This window comes from Aliivibrio sifiae (assembly GCF_002954715.1).
Taxonomy (GTDB): domain Bacteria; phylum Pseudomonadota; class Gammaproteobacteria; order Enterobacterales; family Vibrionaceae; genus Aliivibrio; species Aliivibrio sifiae.
In genome coordinates this window covers 1344318-1363418 of sequence record NZ_MSCP01000002.1, presented here as the reverse complement: position 1 = coordinate 1363418, position 19101 = coordinate 1344318, and the positions used below count along the sequence as shown (strand labels likewise).

Below are 19101 nucleotides of genomic sequence, written 5' to 3'. Positions count from 1 at the left end.
TGTGTGATATCAATGGGAGTGTTTGTGAGATGAAATGTATCAAAACGAGTGCTGTCATTTACACCCGTTTATAATATGAATAAAGTAGCTAGCGTTAACTTAGGCTAATTTTGGCAGGTAGCGCTTGTCTTGCTGCTGCACCAACCACCCAATCAAGTAAAACGCCTTTACCTTTACGAGTTGGGTCTATTAAGCCAATGTCATTGATATTCACGCCATCATTTGATTTCATTTTTACTGGTTGTTGAGTATAGCCAATCCAATGGGCACGTTCACCTAACTCTTTATGACCAAAGCCATGTTCAAAGCCTAGTGTGCCACGTTGAATACCATCAACTAACATCGCTAATGCTTTGGTTGAGCTGCTTGGCGTGGTTATTGTGAATACATCGCCAGTTTTGACGCCGAGTTTTTGTGCGTCTGTCGGATGAATATAAACAGGGTTTACGCCTTTAATTGAATTCAAGCGAGGAGATAAGTTAGACACCGCGCTGTGAATGTTGGATTTAAAGTTAGTTAACGTAAATGGCCATTCTGATTTTGGGTATTTATCACTTAACGGTGTGCCATCAGCGAGCTTTTGTGGATACCACGTAGGGCAGCCACTGTATTGCTCACCTGTCATGGTGTTGCGAGAGGTGCCGAGTCTCTCGTTCCAAATCGCTAATGGTTTTTTCCATTTGTATTTCATTTCATCGTTTTTGTACGCTTCTGTTGCGTCTTCAAAACGCCCTCCGCGAGCAAAAATATAGGCTACTTTGCCTAATTCTTCTGGCGATAAAACTCGTTGCATGTCTGGAATTAGTCGATCTAATCCTGACAACACCATGTCTTCTGCGGTGGCACTTGGTACACCATTAGCCACATAAGCAAGGTTAGCCGCTGAGCGTAAATAGAAATCTTCCGCACAATGAATGCCATGCCAGTTGCCGTTAGCATCGGAAATCGCGTTATTCCCAAAACCACCAAGATCCATTTGTTTGGCAATATCAATAACGAAGTTTTCAAGATTAATAGCGCGACCATCAGTTGTTTTTTCTGTTAATGGTTCAACAATAGGCCAACGAGTTGTGACGGCTTTTGTTGGTACGCCATGCCAAGGTGTCGCCATTCCCCAGCTTTCATAGGTAACGGTATCGGGTACTAAGTAATCAGACAGGGCGGTGGTTTCGTTAATGAACGCATCAACAGAGACAATCAATCCTAATTGTTTTGGATCTTTGATTTTATCGCTTAATAAATTATCTAATCCAGGAACGCCATAAAGCGGGTTTGCCATGTGGTTTATCCATGCTTTTGCACGGTATGGATAACCATCAATCGCCGCTGACAAATGCTCTGTCAGTAACGGAGAAGAAATAGGGTACCAAGGTGAGCGAGTTGGGTAAGGCGATTGCCCTGCCGCTATTTTACGTTTGTACTCACTGGTTTTCTGGTATGGGAATTTACTGCGAGATAAGAAAACGCCTTGTGGTTTCACCTTACCTGAGAATTTTGCAAAGTTATAACGTGGACCTTCCGCCGACGTAGGATAACCGCCTGCTTTTGCCATCGTTCCACCTTTTAAATTGATGTTACCGATAAGGGCATTCAACATCAAAATGGTGTAAGCGTTATAAAAGCCATTACTGTGCATGTTACCTCCGTGGGTATCGACGACAGCTTTAGTTCCATGACTGGTAAATTTGGTGGCTAATGCAATGATTTCATCTTCTGAGATCGCACATTGCTTACTGTAGAACGCCAAGTCATATTTAAACGCTTCTTCCTTTAAGCGTTGTAATGATGACTTAACGGTGACGGTGCCAGTGATGGTTTCTACTTGTTGGCTAACAAATAACATCGCTGGTTGGTTCTGTGTATTGATGGCTAACTGCTTCGTTTCTGCATCAATAATCACATAAGGATCACTGTCAGACAGCGCTTCGCCTTCATACGTTAATCCCATTTCAGACGCACGTAAGAACGCGCCATTTCTAGGATGAGATTCATCGCTAATAACAAGGTGAGTGGCATTACACCAGTGGGCTGTGCCTGCGCTTTTCATTGCATTCGCACTTGGTTGCGCTAAGAAGGTGTGATTGTAACGCTCGTTAGTGATGATCCATTGGATCATACCTAGCACTAAAGCTGAATCCGTGCCTGAGTTAATTGGCATCCAGCGGTTATTATCACCCGCCGCTAGGCTTGATGAACCAGCCGGTAAGCTTGGTGTGATAATCGTGTATTCAAAATTACCACGAGTACGAGCAGCGGCTAATTGGCGAGCTTGACGTTTAAATGGATTACCGGCTTGGGCTGGCGACATACCAATAAAGATTGCAAATTCGGTGTGTTCTAAATCCGGTTTTACGTGAGCGAACTTGTCGAGATCATTCATTAATGCGCCAGAGCCTGCGCGGAAAGCATAACCACAATATGAACCATGATGACCAAAATTACGTGTACCATAACTGTTGAAAGCAAAGCGTTTTAAAATGTCATCACGACCTTCGTTACCCGCGTTGGTGACTAACAGTTGATTGGCCTTTGGGCCGTATTCTGGGTTATTAGGATCAACAGGTGTTTTTAGATCTCGAATAGCGCGTAATCCTTCAACATGACCTTCACCAAATAAATCGCCTCCTTCAATCACTTCTTCAAGTAATTGTTCATAACTGATGGGCACCCATTTTCCTTCACCACGTTTACCGACACGTTTTAATGGTTGAGTAATACGATACGGACTGTTGCGAATTTCCATCATGCCATTACCACGGGCACACGCCGTAGAGCGACCTGCAATGCCTGTTTCTCCGGCTAAGCCAATGTACGCGTCTTTTACTGACGTATTAAATGGGATTTGTTGCTCGTGTGATAACGGATGATATGGATTGCCAGAGATACGTAAGATCTTATCGCTGTCATTATCAATACGAACGCGTAGGCCACATAATGTCCAACAACCAAAACACATTGAAGGGGCAACACGTTGCTTTGGATTAGGAATAAATTTCCCTTCTTCTGTCACCGTGTATTCTGGTTCTAATGAATTACCATGATGTATGTGGTTGGTTTTCTTACCTGCGGTGCCTTCAATCACCCCATGAGCCATGTGTTTTGCTGTTGTTGCATAGCCTGCCGCAAAAGCACCAACACCACCAACAGCAAGACCTGATTTTAAAAACTGACGACGTTTGTTATCCATGTTCAATTCCTTACTTGGTTGATTTTGTTGTGTTGATGAGTTCAGATGCAGCAAGCGCTAACGCCATCCATAAGCCAAACATACCAATAATGCCCAGCAGCCCAGAGCCGCCCATTGGCAGTTCGTATGGGTAAGCACCCACATCAAATTTTGGTATGGTTTGTACATCCATCATGGTAACCCAACGTAAATAAAAGCTCGCACACAAGGTCGTTAATGCAATCACAGCGAAACTCAGTCGATGCAGTTTTTTGATGTTTTGAGCCACAATAAAACAAAGGACAAAACCCATGCTGACAATGCTTAACCGAGTGATCCAATCGCTGTTTTCGTACAATGAAAAGTACGGATTATTTGAAGCCCAAAGCGGCATAAGAATAAAAGCGAGCAGTGAGCTTAATGTCATCACGCGTTTGATGAGAGATAAATCCCCGCTCTTCATGACGTCGTTATTTTCTGATGGGAACAGCCACAATAAAATTGCAGAGAAACCAATCGCACCTAAGAAAGCGGTGATAAACCAAAGCAGAGGAGAAGCGGCTTGATTCCATAATGGACGGCTTTCTACAATCGCAATTTCAGCGCCCGTATAAAGCGCGATGCTTAACCCTGATAAAACTGTGATCGCCGCGATGATTTTCATTTGTACGGCACTTATTTTCCAATCACCCAGAGTGAGTAAGCCCACTAATTTTGCGATTGGATTGGTACTGTTTTTCAATTGGGCAATGTCATCACGTAAATATAGCCATGCTGTGAGTACTGCTAGCCCTGAGAAAAGAGGCAAGAATAACGATCCAAGAGACATCCAAGACCAAGGCGTAAGATGGAAGAAGAAATGCCAAGCACGACCTGGTTGATGCAGATCACCGGTTAACGCTAACGGGCCAACAATTGCGCCAATCGCGAGGGTTAATACCAATGCAGAGCGCATTTTATGGCTTGTAAATTGTTGAAATACCAAGCTCAGTAAAAACAAAATAGCAGCAGCGTAAGCAGAGCCAATGTATAAGAAATATTGCACGGCCCACGGAAGCCACGCGGTTGCTTGTGGTTGAACTAAAACTTCAGTGATGTTCATGCGTTTTCTCCTTTTGGATCATAAATCGCGGCTTTGCCCTCAATGTGAGACGTAAAGCGCTCGTCCATGCCGATATAAAACACATGCGGTTGTGTTTCTTCTTCTGGTTTTAGTACTTTGATGTCCGCTTGGTTTTCTGCCATTAAGCGCACAATTTCACTGCTTGGATCATTCAAATCACCAATCACACGCGCGCCACCTACACAGGTTTCGACACAAGCGGGCAATAAGCCTTTTTCTAAGCGGTGAGCACAGAAGGTGCATTTGTCAGCGGTTAAGGTCTCTTCATTAATGAAGCGGGCATCGTAAGGACAAGCCTGAACACAATAAGCACAGGCTACGCAGCGTTCGTTATCCACCATGACAATGCCATCTTCACGTTGGAAGGTCGCTTGAACTGGGCAAACTTTCACGCAAGGGGGATTTTCACAATGGTTACACAAACGCGGTAACATGAATGATTTGACGTTTTGAACTTCAGTATCGCCATTATCTAGCGTGACTTCGTATTGTTTTACGGTTGTTCTAAACTGCCCAATAGGTGCTTGGTTTTCGATGGAACAACCCACGGTACAGGCTTGGCAGCCAACACATTTTCGTAAATCAACAACCATCGCGTAACGTTTACCCACCATGCCTTTGCGGTCTGGTTGGTTATTATTACGGATAATGGTATTGGCTGATAATGTGCCTGCGCCAGCGACAGGAATAATCGCAGCGCCTGCGGTAAGGGTGCCAAGACGACTGAGAAATCGACGTTTGGTATTGTCCATAAAACACCTTTTTGGTTAGGAGTTAGAGTGCATTTCATAATATGAACGGATTATTAAGAATTAAGTCAGTGCCGCCTATTGTGGTTTTCCACATAGCGTAAGGTGAGTTGATCTAAAACAAGAAAAAGAGTTGGGAAAAAAACAGAAGTTGTTATTCTTGGCAAGTATTTCAAATAAGAGCGAAAAGATAATGAGCAATGGATGGCAAATACAGGGTCGTAAAATCAGTCTATCGCTGTGGGTAGGGTGTGTGTGTTTGTTGTTATCTCATGCGGTCTTTGCTCAAGCGCAAACCGTTAATGTTGATGTTGGTGTATTGGCTACCCGTGGTGGGGCTGAAGCACAAAATCGTTGGCAACCGACGATGGATTGGCTGAGTGAACGCGTTCCTAATACTCATTTTGTTTTGCATCCTTTTACGCTTCAACAAATGGAACAAGTGGTCGAGAATCAAACCGTTGATTTTGTTATCACCAACCCCGGTCAAGCGGTACGATTAGGCAGACAATACCCACTCTCTTGGCTTGCGACATTAAGCAGTGCGAACACCACTCGTAAAAATGGAACCACCCATGCGATTGGCTCGGCGTTAGTGGTCCGTAACGATTCATCATTTTCGACCATCGAATCATTAAGTGGACACTCCTTAGCAGCGGTCGATGAAAATGCCTTTGGGGGGTATCTGACGTTACGATTTGAGATTAATAAACTCGGATTAAGTCAATCAACGTACTTTTCAGATACGCAATTTTTAGGGTTCCCGTTAGATGCTTTAATTTATCAATTACGTGATAAACATATTGATGGTGCGATTGTACCTGTGTGTTTAATTGAGAGAATGAACAAAGAGGGATTGATTGACGCCTCTAACTATCGAGTGATCAATAATATCGCACCAGACGATTTTTCTTGCGCCACCTCAACGCCGCTCTACCCAAACTGGTCATTTGCTAAAACAGGGAAAGGAGATGAACGATTAGCCAAGCCGATCACCAGAGCTTTGTTATCATTACCCAGTCATGAGTCTGCAGCGCTTGCTGCAAATTCGTTGGGTTGGACATCACCCATTAGCCAGCTCTCAGTTGATAAATTGTATCAAGGTTTGGATATGCACCCATTGCAAAAGCCGTGGTGGCAAGAAGCTGTATCGTGGCTAAAGCAGAATCAACAATGGGGATGGATGCTATTTATCTTAGTTATTTCACTTAATGGTTATCATTTTTTGCTGGAATATCGTTTCAGTCGCAGTAAACGTGAGCTAGAAAATACGCTTCATAGTTTAAAAGAGAAAAATTCGATGCTAGAACACGCTCAACGAGTGAGTATTGTTGGAGAGCTAGGAAGCAGTTTGGCGCATGAAATTAATCAGCCATTAGCTGCAATCCGTAATTATAGCCAAGGGGGATTGTTACGCCTTAAAAAAGGACTGCCAGCGCAAGAATTAATTCCCGTTTTAGAGAAAATAGAGCAGCAAGTCATTCGCGCTGATAGTATTGTGCAGCGGTTACGTAAACTGATTAATAAGCGCCAAATAGAAAAAGCGGAATGTGATATTAATGGCATCATTAGCGATACCTTAACGTTATTAGAGTACGACTTTCAAAAGAAAAAAATTCACCTGACGCGAAACAATGCAGTTAAACCGTGTCTTTTATTGGGAGATGGGGTAGGCATACAACAAGTACTGCTCAATGTACTTAATAATGCCGCTGATGCTTGTATGCAACGCGAAGAACAAAAAGGCAGTGTTACCCATCACATTCATATTGAAACACAATGTGATGATTCTAATATCGTGCTCACAATACAAGATAATGGAATAGGGTTTGAGGACGATAGCGAACTGTTATCTAAAGCGTTCTTTACCACGAAAGAAAATGGATTAGGATTAGGACTTGCGATTTGTCGTGATGTGATTGAAGCGCATCAAGGGCAATTTTTATTGGAACCCGCATCACCACAAGGGTGCTGTGTCACAGTAATATTGCCACGATTAAGTACACTCATTACTAAATAAAAAAAGAATGGGAAGTTAATGTCTGAATTAGTAGTACCAGTGTATGTTGTCGATGACGATGAATCTGTACGTGATTCATTAACCTTCATGTTGGAAGGTTATGATTTTACTGTTGTTTCTTTTAACGATGGACAAGATTTTATTGATAATGTGGATGTAATGAAGCCCGGTTGTGTGGTGCTTGATAGCCGTATGCCTATCCTTCGTGGCCAAGAGGTGCATACAGTACTTAATCAACAGCAAAGTCCATTATCTGTGATATTTTTAACCGGACACGGTGACGTACCAATGGCGGTGGATGCTCTAAAGTTAGGGGCGGTGGATTTCTTTCAAAAACCCGTCGATGGTGAGCAATTAGCGTTAGCTATTCATAAAGCAATGACGGCCTCTTTAAGTCTTTATGATAAACAAAACCGTAAAAAAGTGCTGGGTTCATTGACCGAAAGAGAATCTGAAATTTTGCATTTAATTGTAGCTGGAAAACGAAACCAACAGATTGCAGCAGAGTTATTTGTTGCGGTTCGTACGGTAGAAGTACATCGCTCTAGTTTAATGAAGAAACTGAATGCTGAGACGGTTGCCGATCTCGTTATGACGTATGCAAAAATACATGTATAACCGGATGTTAGTGGTATGACCATTTGTGGGTAGCCAACGTTAATTGCTTTTTTTTCTGATATAATTATCGGTTCGTGACATAGATAGGAAGCTTGTGTCTCTCTTTTCATTTCAAATAGATATTATTTAACTGTCATGCGTAAATTCCTCGTATTAATTACTTTTATTGTCTCGTTCTCATCTGAAGCAGGAATGCTTGAATTCTGGAGTGCCTTCGGGGATAACGTTGATAAAAAACTTGCAGACGAATTCGAAAAAAGAACGGGTAATCAATTGATGATCCGTAAGTTTTCTATTGATGAAATGAAAGCCGAATTGCTATTAGCATCACGCTCAAAAAACTACATGCCAGATGTGGCATGGGTTCCTTCTGATTTCTTAGGGTTACACCGATTTATTGGTTTAAAAACCATCCCAAAAGAATGGATTAAAGAAGACCAACTTGAAACCGTAGCAAAACAAAGTGCAATGGTGGGTAATGAGTATATGGGATTACCTCTATTTCTCGGAAACCACCTCATGCTTTTCTATGATAAAAGCAAAATTAAAGAACCAATAACAAGCTGGGAGCAACTGCAAGCATTCTCACAACAAGAACCAAGCAAAACTCATATTACTTTTAGCGTGAAAGATATGTATTTCTTCTCAGCGTTTTTTAGTCTATTTCATCCTGAGATATTGTTTGATCAAATTGTTTTTGATGATGAAAAAAGCATGGATACTTTGCAGTTTTATCATGATATGGCAACGCTTAACCATATTGGTGTCGAATGCAGTAATGTATGCGGACGCCAACCATTCATCGATCGTAAGGCATCTTATTTAATTGATGGTGATTGGGCTGTAAATAGCTTAACAGAAGCGTTTGGTGACAATCTTGGTATTACTTCGTTACCTAGCTACCAAGGTGTTCCAATGAAATCATTATCTGCTGGTAAAGTACTAACCATCACAAAAGGTGGTTATCAAAATCCAGAAAAAAGAGAAATGATTAAACAATTAATGTTGATTTCCCAAGATGAGAAATTCCTAACTCAACTGATTAATGAGCACCAATATATTTCCGCTTCTGCGAAAGTGAATCACGCTTCAATGTCACCAGATAAAACGGTGATGTATTCTGTGTATCAGCAATATTTACGTTCACAACCTATACCGACGAGCTTACGTGTTTCTTTTATTTGGGAAGCGCTAGCAAGAGGGGCATCCCGACATTCTGATGGTATGCCAAAAAAGGAAACCATGGAATATATCGAAAACTTAATAGACCGATACTCTAAAAAAGTGGAGGAGGAATGATCCGTCGTCCATTTTTAAGTTTACGTAAAGTATTCACCTACGTTTTGTTGGTTACTACGTTAGTCCCGCTGCTGTTTATTAGTCATTTTTTGACGAACAGTATTGGCGAAAAACTGTTAAATCAAAAAGAACAACAAATACAAAATGCAGTATCGACGATAGCCCAAGAGATCGTGGTTGAGTTTGATCGCATTCAACAAAGTTTAAATTGGTTATCTCGTGACCGGTTTAACATTCAAGCGCTTGATAATATTCTCTATTCTAGCGTAGTAATGCATAACCTTACGCGCTTTAGTGAGCTATCCAGCTTAATTAATAGTGTTTATATATTAAATGATGATTGGGAGCCGTTGTATGATTTAAACGGGCGCTCATATTATTTTGAAAATAGTAAATTATTACAAGAAATTAGCAAAAATAAATCGGTGTATGAACAAGGATTAACGGCTGCGAGATTTTACACTGAGCCTAATTTGATTAAAGGGATAGCAACCTCTAATGGGGTTGCTTTAGTTACTCCAATGCTGCCATATAATTTAGAAGGCTCTGGCCGCTATCGCGCATCTGGTTATGTGGTGGTATTGATTTCATTTGATACGATTGAAAAGCACTTCCAACACTTTCTACTTAAAGACGAAAGCTTCAGTGTTAAGCAGCATGTGGGAGAGAAGCTTAAAATAACTCCAGAAGTTAGCGACAGTGACCGTATTGACCGTTTGTTTGTGTTAAATAATACGTTTTTTTCATCGCCATTAAAGCTAGATATCTCTTATCAGTTTTCTGATTTTTCTCGTTTAAAAGAGATGAAATCGACTCTAGTTGCGTTATTTACTGTGATTGGTTGGACATTTGTAACTGTTCTTTTCATCGCAATGGGGATAACTCGTTGGATATCAAAGGCATTCCTTGAGATAGAAAAAACAATTTTCAGCTATGCATCAAATCAAGAGCCAAAAGAAAAGCAGTTCCAATTTACAGAGTTTAATCGAATGGCGATAGTTCTCAGTAAAATGAGAGTCACGATTCAAAATCAACTGCTGGAATTAAAAAATACCAATAATGAGCTTAATAAATCTCAAGAGTTAATAGAGCTGAATAATAAAAAACTGTCTAGTTTTAACCAAGAATTAGAAGTTCAGGTTACTAAACAGACTGCTCAAATTAGTGACGCTTTGCAGAGAGAAGAGCTAAATAAAAATAATTTAGCAGCTGTGATTGAATTCGGTTCAATATATAAGACGCTGAGTTATCGTAATTTACCAGATAAAGTAGAGCAGCAACTGCAGCAGCTTTTCCCTGATATTCAATGGGAATTGAGATTTAAGCCGTTAGGTGATCATTTTGGAATACAGATATTGTCGAGTAAGGATAAATTACTTGCAAGTCTGCGTTTTATATCAACACCTCAATTAGAAGAGCATCAGTTAGTGTTTAAGCTTTTTGTTAAACAGCTTTCCTCTTGGTTAGAGTTGGTGGATGTAGCGCGAAGTGATGCATTATTAAAATGCGGTAATCGCAAAGCATTCGATGAAGATTTAGCGCACTATCAGAAGCGCTATAGAGACACTGAAGCGGGATGGAACTTTGGGTTGTTCATCTTAGACGTTAATGGACTAAAAGCGATTAATGATCAATATGGGCATGATTTAGGTGATGAATTAATTCGGACATGTAGTCGACATATTTCAGAACAGTTAACACAGAACGAGGCCTTCTATCGCATAGGTGGAGATGAGTTTGCTCTGTTAACTAAAGGCATGACATGGAAAGAATGTACGTCATTAGCTGAGAAATTACAGCTACATCAAAAGAGTTTAACTTTCTTTGATAAAGAGGGCGCCAACTATGAAGCCCATTATTCCATCGGTTGGTCATGCTCTGATAATACTGAACTATTTAAGATGTTCACGGTTGCAGATGAGCATATGTATCGTGATAAGAAAGCTTATTATCTGAATGTCTAAACAGGTAGTTTGTTTGTATTACGACAAGTTTGATTGTAAAAAATAGCAATAAAGATGGCACATTAAGAGGCACTACAGCCATTTTCTAAGTGCCAATTCTCTTGCAAACCATTCACATGCTTTTCCGTCGTTACTCTTATGCCATCCAATAAATAAAGGTGGATTAACTCTTGGTACTGCACATGTTTTTTCAACTAAATCACCAGAATCTAAATAAGATTGAATCAAATGCCTTGGTAAAAATCCTGTGCCTACGCCTGCTAGTTGTGCCTGTATTTTTGCTTGCATAGTATGAAAACGAATTCGCTGTTTACTTTTAAACAACCCAGTATCGCGTGTCGGCAATAAAAGTGAAGAATCAGAGACAATAATTGAAGGATATTTAAGTAAATCATCAGTTTCAATGGTTCGTTCTAATTGTGCTAGCGGGTGATGTTTCGCTACTGCAAAGAGAAAGTCCACACGTCCAATTTCAGTGATCTGATATTCGCCTTTTGGTAAATGGTCAGAAACTCCGATCGCAATATCGGCACGGTTACTGTGCAGAGCATCCCAACCTCCACTGAGCGATTCTTCTGAAACGGTAATCTCTGTTTCTTGTTCTAATTTGTTGAACTCAAGAATGGTATCTAAAAGAGGGGAAAGAGGCATAATAGTGTCTCTTACTATCTTTATTTCTCTTTCCCAACCAGAAGTTAATTGTTTCACTGCTGATTCAAGTTTATCTGTCGCAATTAAAATCTCTCGACCCTGGTCTAAAATTAATTTGCCTGCTGGAGTTAGATTTGCTTTTTGTTTTGAGCGATCAAATAAAGCAACATCAAGGTCTTCTTCGAGTTTTTTTATAGTGTAAGTGAGTGCCGATGGTACTTTAAATAATGATTCAGCAGCTGCAGCAAAGCTTCCTTTTCTGTCAATAGCATCTAATGCACGTAAAGCATCTAGGGTAATAAGAGAGTTCATATATGTCCTTATTTTATATGTTCAAAAAAATTGAACTACTTACTCAAATTGTTCCAATTTTCTTTGAGGGTAACATATTTATACTGACTCACAACTAAGAGGGGAACCTCATTAAAATCTATTCGCTTTAGGACATTATTATGAAACAAAAAATCGCTCAATTATTATCATCGAACGCTGGTTTTAGCGCACTTGCTCTTCGTATTCCTGTTGGTATCATTTTTATGGCTCATGGTGCTCAGAAATTATTTGCATGGTTTGGTGGTTATGGTTTGGAAGGTACAGGTCAGTTTTTTGAATCTATAGGATTAGCACCTGGTGTGGCAATGGCATTTTTGGCTGGTAGTGCTGAATTTTTTGGTGGGTTATTTATACTATTAGGCCTATTAACTCGTCCTTCTGCATTTGTACTTGCATTTACGATGTTGATTGCGATTGTAAGCGTACACTTGCCTAATGGTTTATTTATGTCTGATGGCGGCTATGAGTTTGGTTTGGCATTATTGGCTGCAAGTGCATCATTGATGTTATCTGGTTCTGGTAAAGTTGCATTAGATAAGTGGTTAGAAAGTAAAATTGTAAAGTAACATAGTTGTTTTAAAAGTAATGAAAAACCATGCTCTATCTTATTATTAGTGCATGGTTTATTTTGAATATATCTCGTCTATTTTAACTCTGCTGTAGAGATTCTAATTGAGCTATGGTTGTTTGAGAGATAAGTTTATCATCAATATAGTAACTTACATTTTCTCCATCACGCACGCCACGTAAAATAGCAGTCTCTCCCGTGTTATAAGTGATGTCCATTTGAATGGTATTGTTGTCGATTTTTTGCATTTCACCAGTAGAAATAGTTCTTTGGTTCACTAATGGGTCAATAGGCGCATCACGCAATGATGGGTCTAATTCATCATTTACTTTAAAATGAGTATCAGTTTTTGAATCAAAAATATGTGGGCTACCAGAGATTGGGTTTTTACCTGTCCAAAATTCTAATGAGTTAAATAAAACATAATCAGCCGCAGTCGTGATACCGTAAACAGGCGCAAGAAGTAAATTAACCCCAGCCCTAGCATATCGGTTATCAACTACCTCAACATTGAATTTCATTACTTTCCCTGTTACTGCATTGCTACCAATACAACCGGTTAATGTTGTCGCTAGAATAATGATGCCTGCAGTTTTAATCAGTGTTTTTTTCATAATTTAGTTCCAAAAGTAAGTAATCAGTGGTGTGTTTTCTTGGAGCTATTATGCTTTTCGTTATAAAACAATACTTACCATTTTGTGCCAACTAAGATTTAACTGATGTATATGTCAAATAAAAAATTGGTTTTGAATGCTTTATTGAAGGGGAATAAATACGAAAGAAATTAATGGTTATTACTGATATGTCTTCTATATTTAATGAATAATTAGGTCAATATTTTTTGCAGTTAATTCAGAATAAAACGGGTCTTAAGATTATCCCAAAAGTTGTAGATAGTTGGACTGAAACAAAAGATCTCATTTCTCAAGAGAAGGTAGAGTTAGTTTCAGCTGCAGTAGAAAACAATACATTAAGTTATTCTTATCATCCAGTAGATCCTCTTTTTTCAAATAAACTTGCTCTTGCTTCTAATCTTGATGTTCACAGTGTTGAGTTAAGTGATATAACGAATTGGACGATAGGTATTTTGCGTAATGGGGCAAATACGCCAGAAATTTTAAAAAGATACCCAAATATTAGTTGGGTGCTCGTTGATAATACAGAAGAAGGACTTGAACTTGTTAATAATGAAGAAGTTATGGGGGTCATTGATACCGTTCATGTTCTAAATTATTTAATTTCAACTAATGAGTATCAAAGTATTGATCTTGTTGGTCGCCTTGAGCAAAAAATAAGTCCTACTTTTCACGTATTAGATTCTGAGCCTGAACTATATTCAATTATTAATAATGTAGTAAGTTCAATTTCTGAACAAGAAAAAAAACGTATTTTACTTAAATGGAGTGCTCCAAAGTTAATAGAAAAAGTAGATTATGAATTAGTATATACCATTGGTTTTTCCTCCACCTTTATTCTTATTGCGATTTTTATTTGGAGTCGAAAATTAAGGAAGCTTAATATTCAACTCGAAATTGCAAAGAAAACAGCTGATGAGGCCAGTAAAGCAAAATCTGATTTTTTGGCGAATATGAGTCATGAAATACGAACACCAATGAATGCTATTCTAGGGATGTCTTATCTCGCTTTGCAAGAGGTTGAGAAGCCGATAGTCGCTAACTATATTAGAAAGGTTCACCGTTCGGCTGAATCTTTATTGTTGATTATTAATGATATTCTAGATTTATCAAAAATTGAAGCTGGTCAATTACAATTAGAATCCATCCCTTTTTTATTATCAGATACGCTAGATGACGTAAATGATATTTTATCTATTAAGGCACAAGAGAAGGGGCTTGTACTTGAGATAATATTAGACGAAGCCTTGAGTATGACACTAATAGGAGACCCCCTAAGGTTATATCAAGTCATCCTAAACTTAGCAGGAAATACCCCTGAAGGCAAAGTGATTATTTACCTTTCAGCTATTAAGTCAACCGATACAGATGCTACGTTTGTCGTTCGGATTATTGATTCAGGAATAGGCATGACTCCTTCACAAGTTGATGATTTATTTACCGCTTTTTCTCAAGCTGATAGTTCGACAACAAGACGTTTTGGTGGAACAGGGTTAGGCTTAAACATTAGCCAAAATTTGGTTTCCTCAATGGGAGGACTCATTGAAGTAAGAAGTGAGTTAGGTAAAGGTAGCGAATTTTATTTTAAATTAACATTGTTAAAAAGCTTAACGCAAATAAAGCCGAAAAATCATGACGATGGGAAACGCGCTGTTGTTGAGTTTGAAGGGCAAAGTGTATTACTCGTTGAAGATAATGAGTTTAACCAAGAGGTTGCGACGGCGATGTTAACGAAATTGAATTTACGTGTTGATGTTGCAAATCATGGAGAAGAGGCTCTGGAGTATATTGATAATTATACTTATGCATTGGTTTTAATGGATCTTCAGATGCCAATAATGGATGGCTACCAAGCGACAGAAGCAATCCGTAAAAGAAATATAACAACGCCTATTATTGCCCTTTCTGCTAATGTGTTACCAGAAATAAAGCACAAAGCAATGTTGTGTGGTTTTATTAGTTTTATCGAGAAACCGATTGTGTTTGATAAACTAGCGATACATATTGCTAATGCTTTTGATGGGTTACCATTGGATATGTCTTTTACTTCAACGTCTTCGGGTCATGAGCAATCTCACTATAAGTCTACATTCTCTAAAGATGATGCAATGCTGTACAGCAATAATGATCCTGATTTATTACAGCGCTTAATTAAACGCTATATGGAAACCGCTGAGCTAATGTTGGGTGATCTTCAATCTGCTTTGAAACAAAGTGATATGGGGTTACTTGAGCGTACTGCACATACATTGAAAAGTATGACTGCAAATTTAGGTGGTCGTAAGCTTGCTGCACTTTTACAGCAAGTTGAATCAAGCGCAACTTATAGTAGTAAGAGTGATATTGTGGAACTACTTACGCAGAGTGATGCTGAGTATTTATTATTCTTTGAGCAATTATCTTTGCTGGCGACAGGAAGTGCTCAAAAAGAGAAAACTACGATAAGTAGACAAGAATGACAGGATCTGAAAAATAAAGTAGAAGAATATGATAGTAATGCTTTAGATTTAGCCACTCATCTTTTTCCTGAACAAGTCAATTTAGATTGCGATGAGCAACAATTAATTAAGGCGTTACAAGCGTATGATTTTGATCGTGCTCTAACGATTATTAATCGTATGTTACCTTCATCTTTGCCGTAATTGCCATTTCAATACATAAATAATCTCGATGTATTTATTGTTATTTATTCAGTTATTAATTGTAATTTAAGAAGATAAATTCTGAAGGGTGGTAACTTGTTTGATTTCTGCTCTCTTTAATATCGAAAAAATTAAAGTTAATGATATTAATATTGTTAACCCATAGGCAAAAAATGAAATAAGTTCCTATTCGAACGTTCGAATGCTCATTTTATCTGTTCTTGTCACATTTATGAAATGATCTAAGCGTTATCATCCTTCACATCTTCTAACACGTAAAATAGGTTAACAATGAAAACATTAATAGCTCATCGTGGTATGTCTTCTCTGGCTCCCGAAAATACGCTTTCTGCTTTCTCATTATGTAAAGACCATGGTGTTCAATGGTTTGAATGTGATGTTGATATTCTACAAGATGGCACGGTGATTATTTCTCATGACGATACGTTAGATCGCTGTACAGATAAAAGTGGCCGATTGTGTGATATTAGCCACGCCGATTTGAACTCTATTGATGCTGGAAGTTGGTTTAGTGATGATTATATTGATGAGCGTTTACCAACTGTTCAACAATTGATCAAATTAGCGAACGAAAAAGAATTGAATTTAAATATTGAAATTAAATCGTGTTCGGCAAGTGCTAAATTAAGTCATTTATTGATCGATAATTTGATCATGGCACTTAAAGAGTTAAACCCTGAACGTGAGCTTATTATTTCAAGTTTTAACCACTTAGTATTGTCTGAATTCAAACGTAAAAGCCCTGAAAGTAAAGTTGCTTGTTTGTTTGAAAGTCATAACTTATGGGATGATTGGAACTCAATCATTGAATGGTGTCAAGCCGATTACATTCACCCTGAAGAGAAGGGCTTAACTCGTGAAATGGTAAATAAATTTAAAGCGTCAGGAATTAAAGTAAATGTGTGGACGGTAAATGATTTGGCTCGTGCAAACGAGTTATTTAATTGGGGTGTTGATGGTATCTGTACTGATATCGCACATAAATTCCCATCGAAATATAAAGCTTAATATAATAATTAAAACAATAACGTGAAAGGATTACCACTATGAACTTGTTTGAAAAAATAGGCTTCACGAGTCGAAACCAGCTGTTTGGTTTTTTCTCTGTCGTGATGTCAGGACAAATCATTTACTCTGCGTTTGAAGCATTTAAAGGTACGTTTTATAACTTACTTTTAGAAGTGCTACAAATAGACAACACCCAAATGGGGATCTTATTTACCCTAATTGGTTCTGCAATGTTTTTCTATATACCAGCAGGTTGGGTCAATAACCGTTTTTCAGTAAAATCCATTTTAATTACCAGCCTGACGATACGTTTTTTGAGTATGATGACCATCATTTTCTTAGAACCTGGATTCAGTATTTTGGTTGTGATTGCCGGTATTTGGGGCCTAGTGGATGCTGCTTTTTGGCCATCAGTCGTTAATGGCGTTACCTTAATGTCTGGCGATAAAAACAAAGGCATGGCGTTTGGGTTACTAGAATCAGTGCGCCGTGCTGCTGAAATGAGTATGAATGCTGTTATCGTTGGTATCATGGCGTTGGTTGGTGGTTCAATCCTTGTATTCCAAGGCGCAATTGTTTTCTATACGTTACTTATCCTTCCAATGATTTTCTGTGTATGGAAATTTGTACCAGATAATCACATGGAAATTAAGCAAGGTGAGAGCAAAAACAAAGAAGCATTAAAAGGGTTAGTTCATGTACTAAAAATGCCAACAGTATGGTTAGCTGCGATTACTTCTCTAACAGTATATTGGATTTATATTACGCTAATTTATACAGTGCCTTACCTACAAGCCGTATTTGGTTTATCAACAGCACAAGCCGCTATCTTCGGTATTATTAATACAGGTGCAATGGGAGTAGTTGCTGGTTTAGTTGCCGGATCTATTGCTGATTTCGTATTTAAATCTTCAATTAAAATGATGTTTTTTGCTTTGGGTTTAACGGCAATTTGTTTGGGTGTGACGATTGCACTGCCTAAAACAGAAGGCATGCTAATGATGAACATGGTGTTGTTAATGTGCTTCTCTTTCAGTATCTTCTTAGCTAAAGGAATTATCTTAGCACCGGTAGCTGAAGCGGGTGTACCAAAGGACTACAGTGGTTCAGCAATGAGTGTTGGTTCATTTGCTGCTTATGCATCAGTGTTTTGGGCATACGCATTAAATGGTTGGATTATTGATACTTATCCTGCGATTCAAGCATATCAAATGATCTTTGGTATTGGCTTAACTGTTGCGGTACTTGGTATGATATGTTCACTGATCCTTATCTCTCTGAAAAAGAAAAACAGCGGTGATGATCAAGAAGGAAAGTTGGTTGAATCAGAAGCGTAGTTTAGTGATTTAAGACAAGATCCCTATAGTAAATAAAATCCCCAGTATATGATATGTAATTTATACTGGGGTTTATTTTGTTATGAATCTATTTATTTAGAATTAAACGTTTAATACAAACTCTTCGATTACTTTTGCTACACCATGATCGTTATTACTTACGGTAATGTGGTTCGCGATTTCTTTTATATCGTCAGTGGCATTTTCCATAGCAACACCAAGACCGGCATACTTAATCATATGCCAATCATTACCCGCATCACCCATGCAAATAACCTCATCAGCAGTAATGCCAAGATGGTCTGCTAATGCTTTTACGCCTACGCCTTTATTACTGTTTGGGTTTAAAAACTCTAAGAAGAAAGGAGCGCTTTGTACAATGGTAAATTGCTCATATAAAGCGACAGGTAATTGTTTAATAGCAGCAGAAAGTAGCTCTGGTTCATCAATCATCATCGCTTTCATAACTTGTTCGTCGTCTGCTAACTCTTCGAAATCAATTACTGTAATTGGCATGCCAGTGATGCTTGATTCATGTTCGGTGTAATGATTTAATTGTGGTGTAATTAGCCCTTTTTCTTGTGAGAAGGCGTGGACGTGAACTCCCAGTTCTTTAGCTAATTTAGCAATGATTTTTGCGTCTGTACCTGTAATTATTTGGCTACGGATAACTTCTTCGCTTTTCACTTTTTGAACCAGTGATGCATTGTAACTAAGAACGTAATCGTCCTCTGTTGTCATGCCTAGTTCTTCTAGTTGTGGCTTCATGCCGTTTAGTGGGCGGCCAGAGGCTAAAACGACGACTACCCCTTTTTCACGAGCAGCTGCAATAGCGGTTTTGTTTTCGGCTGAGATTTGCTTATCAGAATTAAGCAGAGTGCCATCCATATCCAATGCGATCAGTTTATACATAGTACTTACCATTTGGTTAAATTATCTTGAGGTAGCTTACCTGATTTTTGTGAAA

General features: G+C 38.8%; 14 protein-coding genes. 8 read left to right on the top strand and 6 right to left on the bottom strand.

What is annotated here, in order from left to right; translation table 11 throughout:
- Window positions 1-94: 94 nt before the first annotated feature.
- Genes BTO23_RS17230 through dsrO form a run of 3 tightly spaced genes read right to left on the bottom strand, consistent with a single transcriptional unit; the run spans window position 95 to window position 5041 of the window.
- Window positions 95-3187 carry a tetrathionate reductase subunit A gene (locus BTO23_RS17230; protein WP_105064132.1) on the bottom strand — a complete coding sequence of 1031 codons (3093 nt, stop codon included), beginning with the start codon at window positions 3185-3187 and terminating at the stop codon, window positions 95-97.
- 10 nt (window positions 3188-3197) lie between these two features.
- Window positions 3198-4268, bottom strand: a complete 1071-nt coding sequence (nrfD, locus tag BTO23_RS17225; protein ID WP_105064131.1) for an NrfD/PsrC family molybdoenzyme membrane anchor subunit — start codon at window positions 4266-4268, stop codon at window positions 3198-3200.
- A complete protein-coding gene (dsrO, locus tag BTO23_RS17220; protein ID WP_023604227.1) occupies window positions 4265-5041 on the bottom strand; it encodes a sulfate reduction electron transfer complex DsrMKJOP subunit DsrO in 777 nt (258 codons plus the stop codon). The genes nrfD and dsrO overlap by 4 nt, the downstream gene beginning before the upstream one ends.
- Before the next feature lie 190 nt (window positions 5042-5231).
- Between dsrO and BTO23_RS17215 the strand changes: the two genes are divergently transcribed.
- From BTO23_RS17215 to BTO23_RS17200, 4 genes are all read left to right on the top strand, one after another.
- Window positions 5232-7058 (top strand): sensor histidine kinase, encoded by a 1827-nt coding sequence (locus BTO23_RS17215; protein ID WP_245922134.1) that lies wholly within the window; start codon window positions 5232-5234, stop codon window positions 7056-7058.
- 18 nt (window positions 7059-7076) lie between these two features.
- The gene (locus BTO23_RS17210; RefSeq protein ID WP_060993268.1) at window positions 7077-7676 is read left to right on the top strand and encodes a response regulator transcription factor; all 600 of its coding nucleotides are present in this window, start codon (window positions 7077-7079) and stop codon (window positions 7674-7676) included.
- Between the two features lie 135 nt (window positions 7677-7811).
- The gene (locus BTO23_RS17205; protein ID WP_105064129.1) at window positions 7812-8975 is read left to right on the top strand and encodes a sugar ABC transporter substrate-binding protein; all 1164 of its coding nucleotides are present in this window, start codon (window positions 7812-7814) and stop codon (window positions 8973-8975) included.
- Complete coding sequence (locus BTO23_RS17200; RefSeq protein ID WP_061004182.1) at window positions 8972-10939, top strand: GGDEF domain-containing protein; 1968 nt, start codon at window positions 8972-8974, stop codon at window positions 10937-10939. The genes BTO23_RS17205 and BTO23_RS17200 overlap by 4 nt, the downstream gene beginning before the upstream one ends.
- A 72-nt stretch (window positions 10940-11011) precedes the next feature.
- Here the strand turns inward: BTO23_RS17200 and BTO23_RS17195 are convergent, their stop codons facing one another.
- Complete coding sequence (locus tag BTO23_RS17195; protein WP_061004184.1) at window positions 11012-11902, bottom strand: LysR family transcriptional regulator; 891 nt, start codon at window positions 11900-11902, stop codon at window positions 11012-11014.
- Window positions 11903-12042: 140 nt separating this feature from the next.
- On the opposite strand from BTO23_RS17195, the gene BTO23_RS17190 reads away from it, so the two are divergent.
- Window positions 12043-12489, top strand: coding sequence for a DoxX family protein (locus tag BTO23_RS17190; RefSeq protein ID WP_060992757.1), 447 nt, complete (start codon window positions 12043-12045; stop codon window positions 12487-12489).
- Between the two features lie 82 nt (window positions 12490-12571).
- Here the strand turns inward: BTO23_RS17190 and BTO23_RS17185 are convergent, their stop codons facing one another.
- Complete coding sequence (locus tag BTO23_RS17185) at window positions 12572-13105, bottom strand: DUF3332 domain-containing protein (protein ID WP_061004186.1); 534 nt, start codon at window positions 13103-13105, stop codon at window positions 12572-12574.
- 227 nt (window positions 13106-13332) lie between these two features.
- Between BTO23_RS17185 and BTO23_RS17180 the strand changes: the two genes are divergently transcribed.
- From BTO23_RS17180 to BTO23_RS17170, 3 genes are all read left to right on the top strand, one after another.
- Window positions 13333-15585: a response regulator gene (locus BTO23_RS17180; protein WP_105064128.1), complete on the top strand. Its 2253-nt coding sequence runs from the start codon at window positions 13333-13335 to the stop codon at window positions 15583-15585.
- A gap of 474 nt (window positions 15586-16059) precedes the next feature.
- Window positions 16060-16797, top strand: a complete 738-nt coding sequence (locus BTO23_RS17175; RefSeq protein WP_060992761.1) for a glycerophosphodiester phosphodiesterase family protein — start codon at window positions 16060-16062, stop codon at window positions 16795-16797.
- Between the two features lie 38 nt (window positions 16798-16835).
- A complete protein-coding gene (locus BTO23_RS17170) occupies window positions 16836-18134 on the top strand; it encodes an MFS transporter (protein ID WP_061029125.1) in 1299 nt (432 codons plus the stop codon).
- A gap of 102 nt (window positions 18135-18236) precedes the next feature.
- Here BTO23_RS17170 and yidA read toward each other — a convergent pair whose 3' ends face one another.
- The gene (gene yidA, locus BTO23_RS17165) at window positions 18237-19046 is read right to left on the bottom strand and encodes a sugar-phosphatase (RefSeq protein WP_060992763.1); all 810 of its coding nucleotides are present in this window, start codon (window positions 19044-19046) and stop codon (window positions 18237-18239) included.
- Window positions 19047-19101 lie beyond the last annotated feature (55 nt).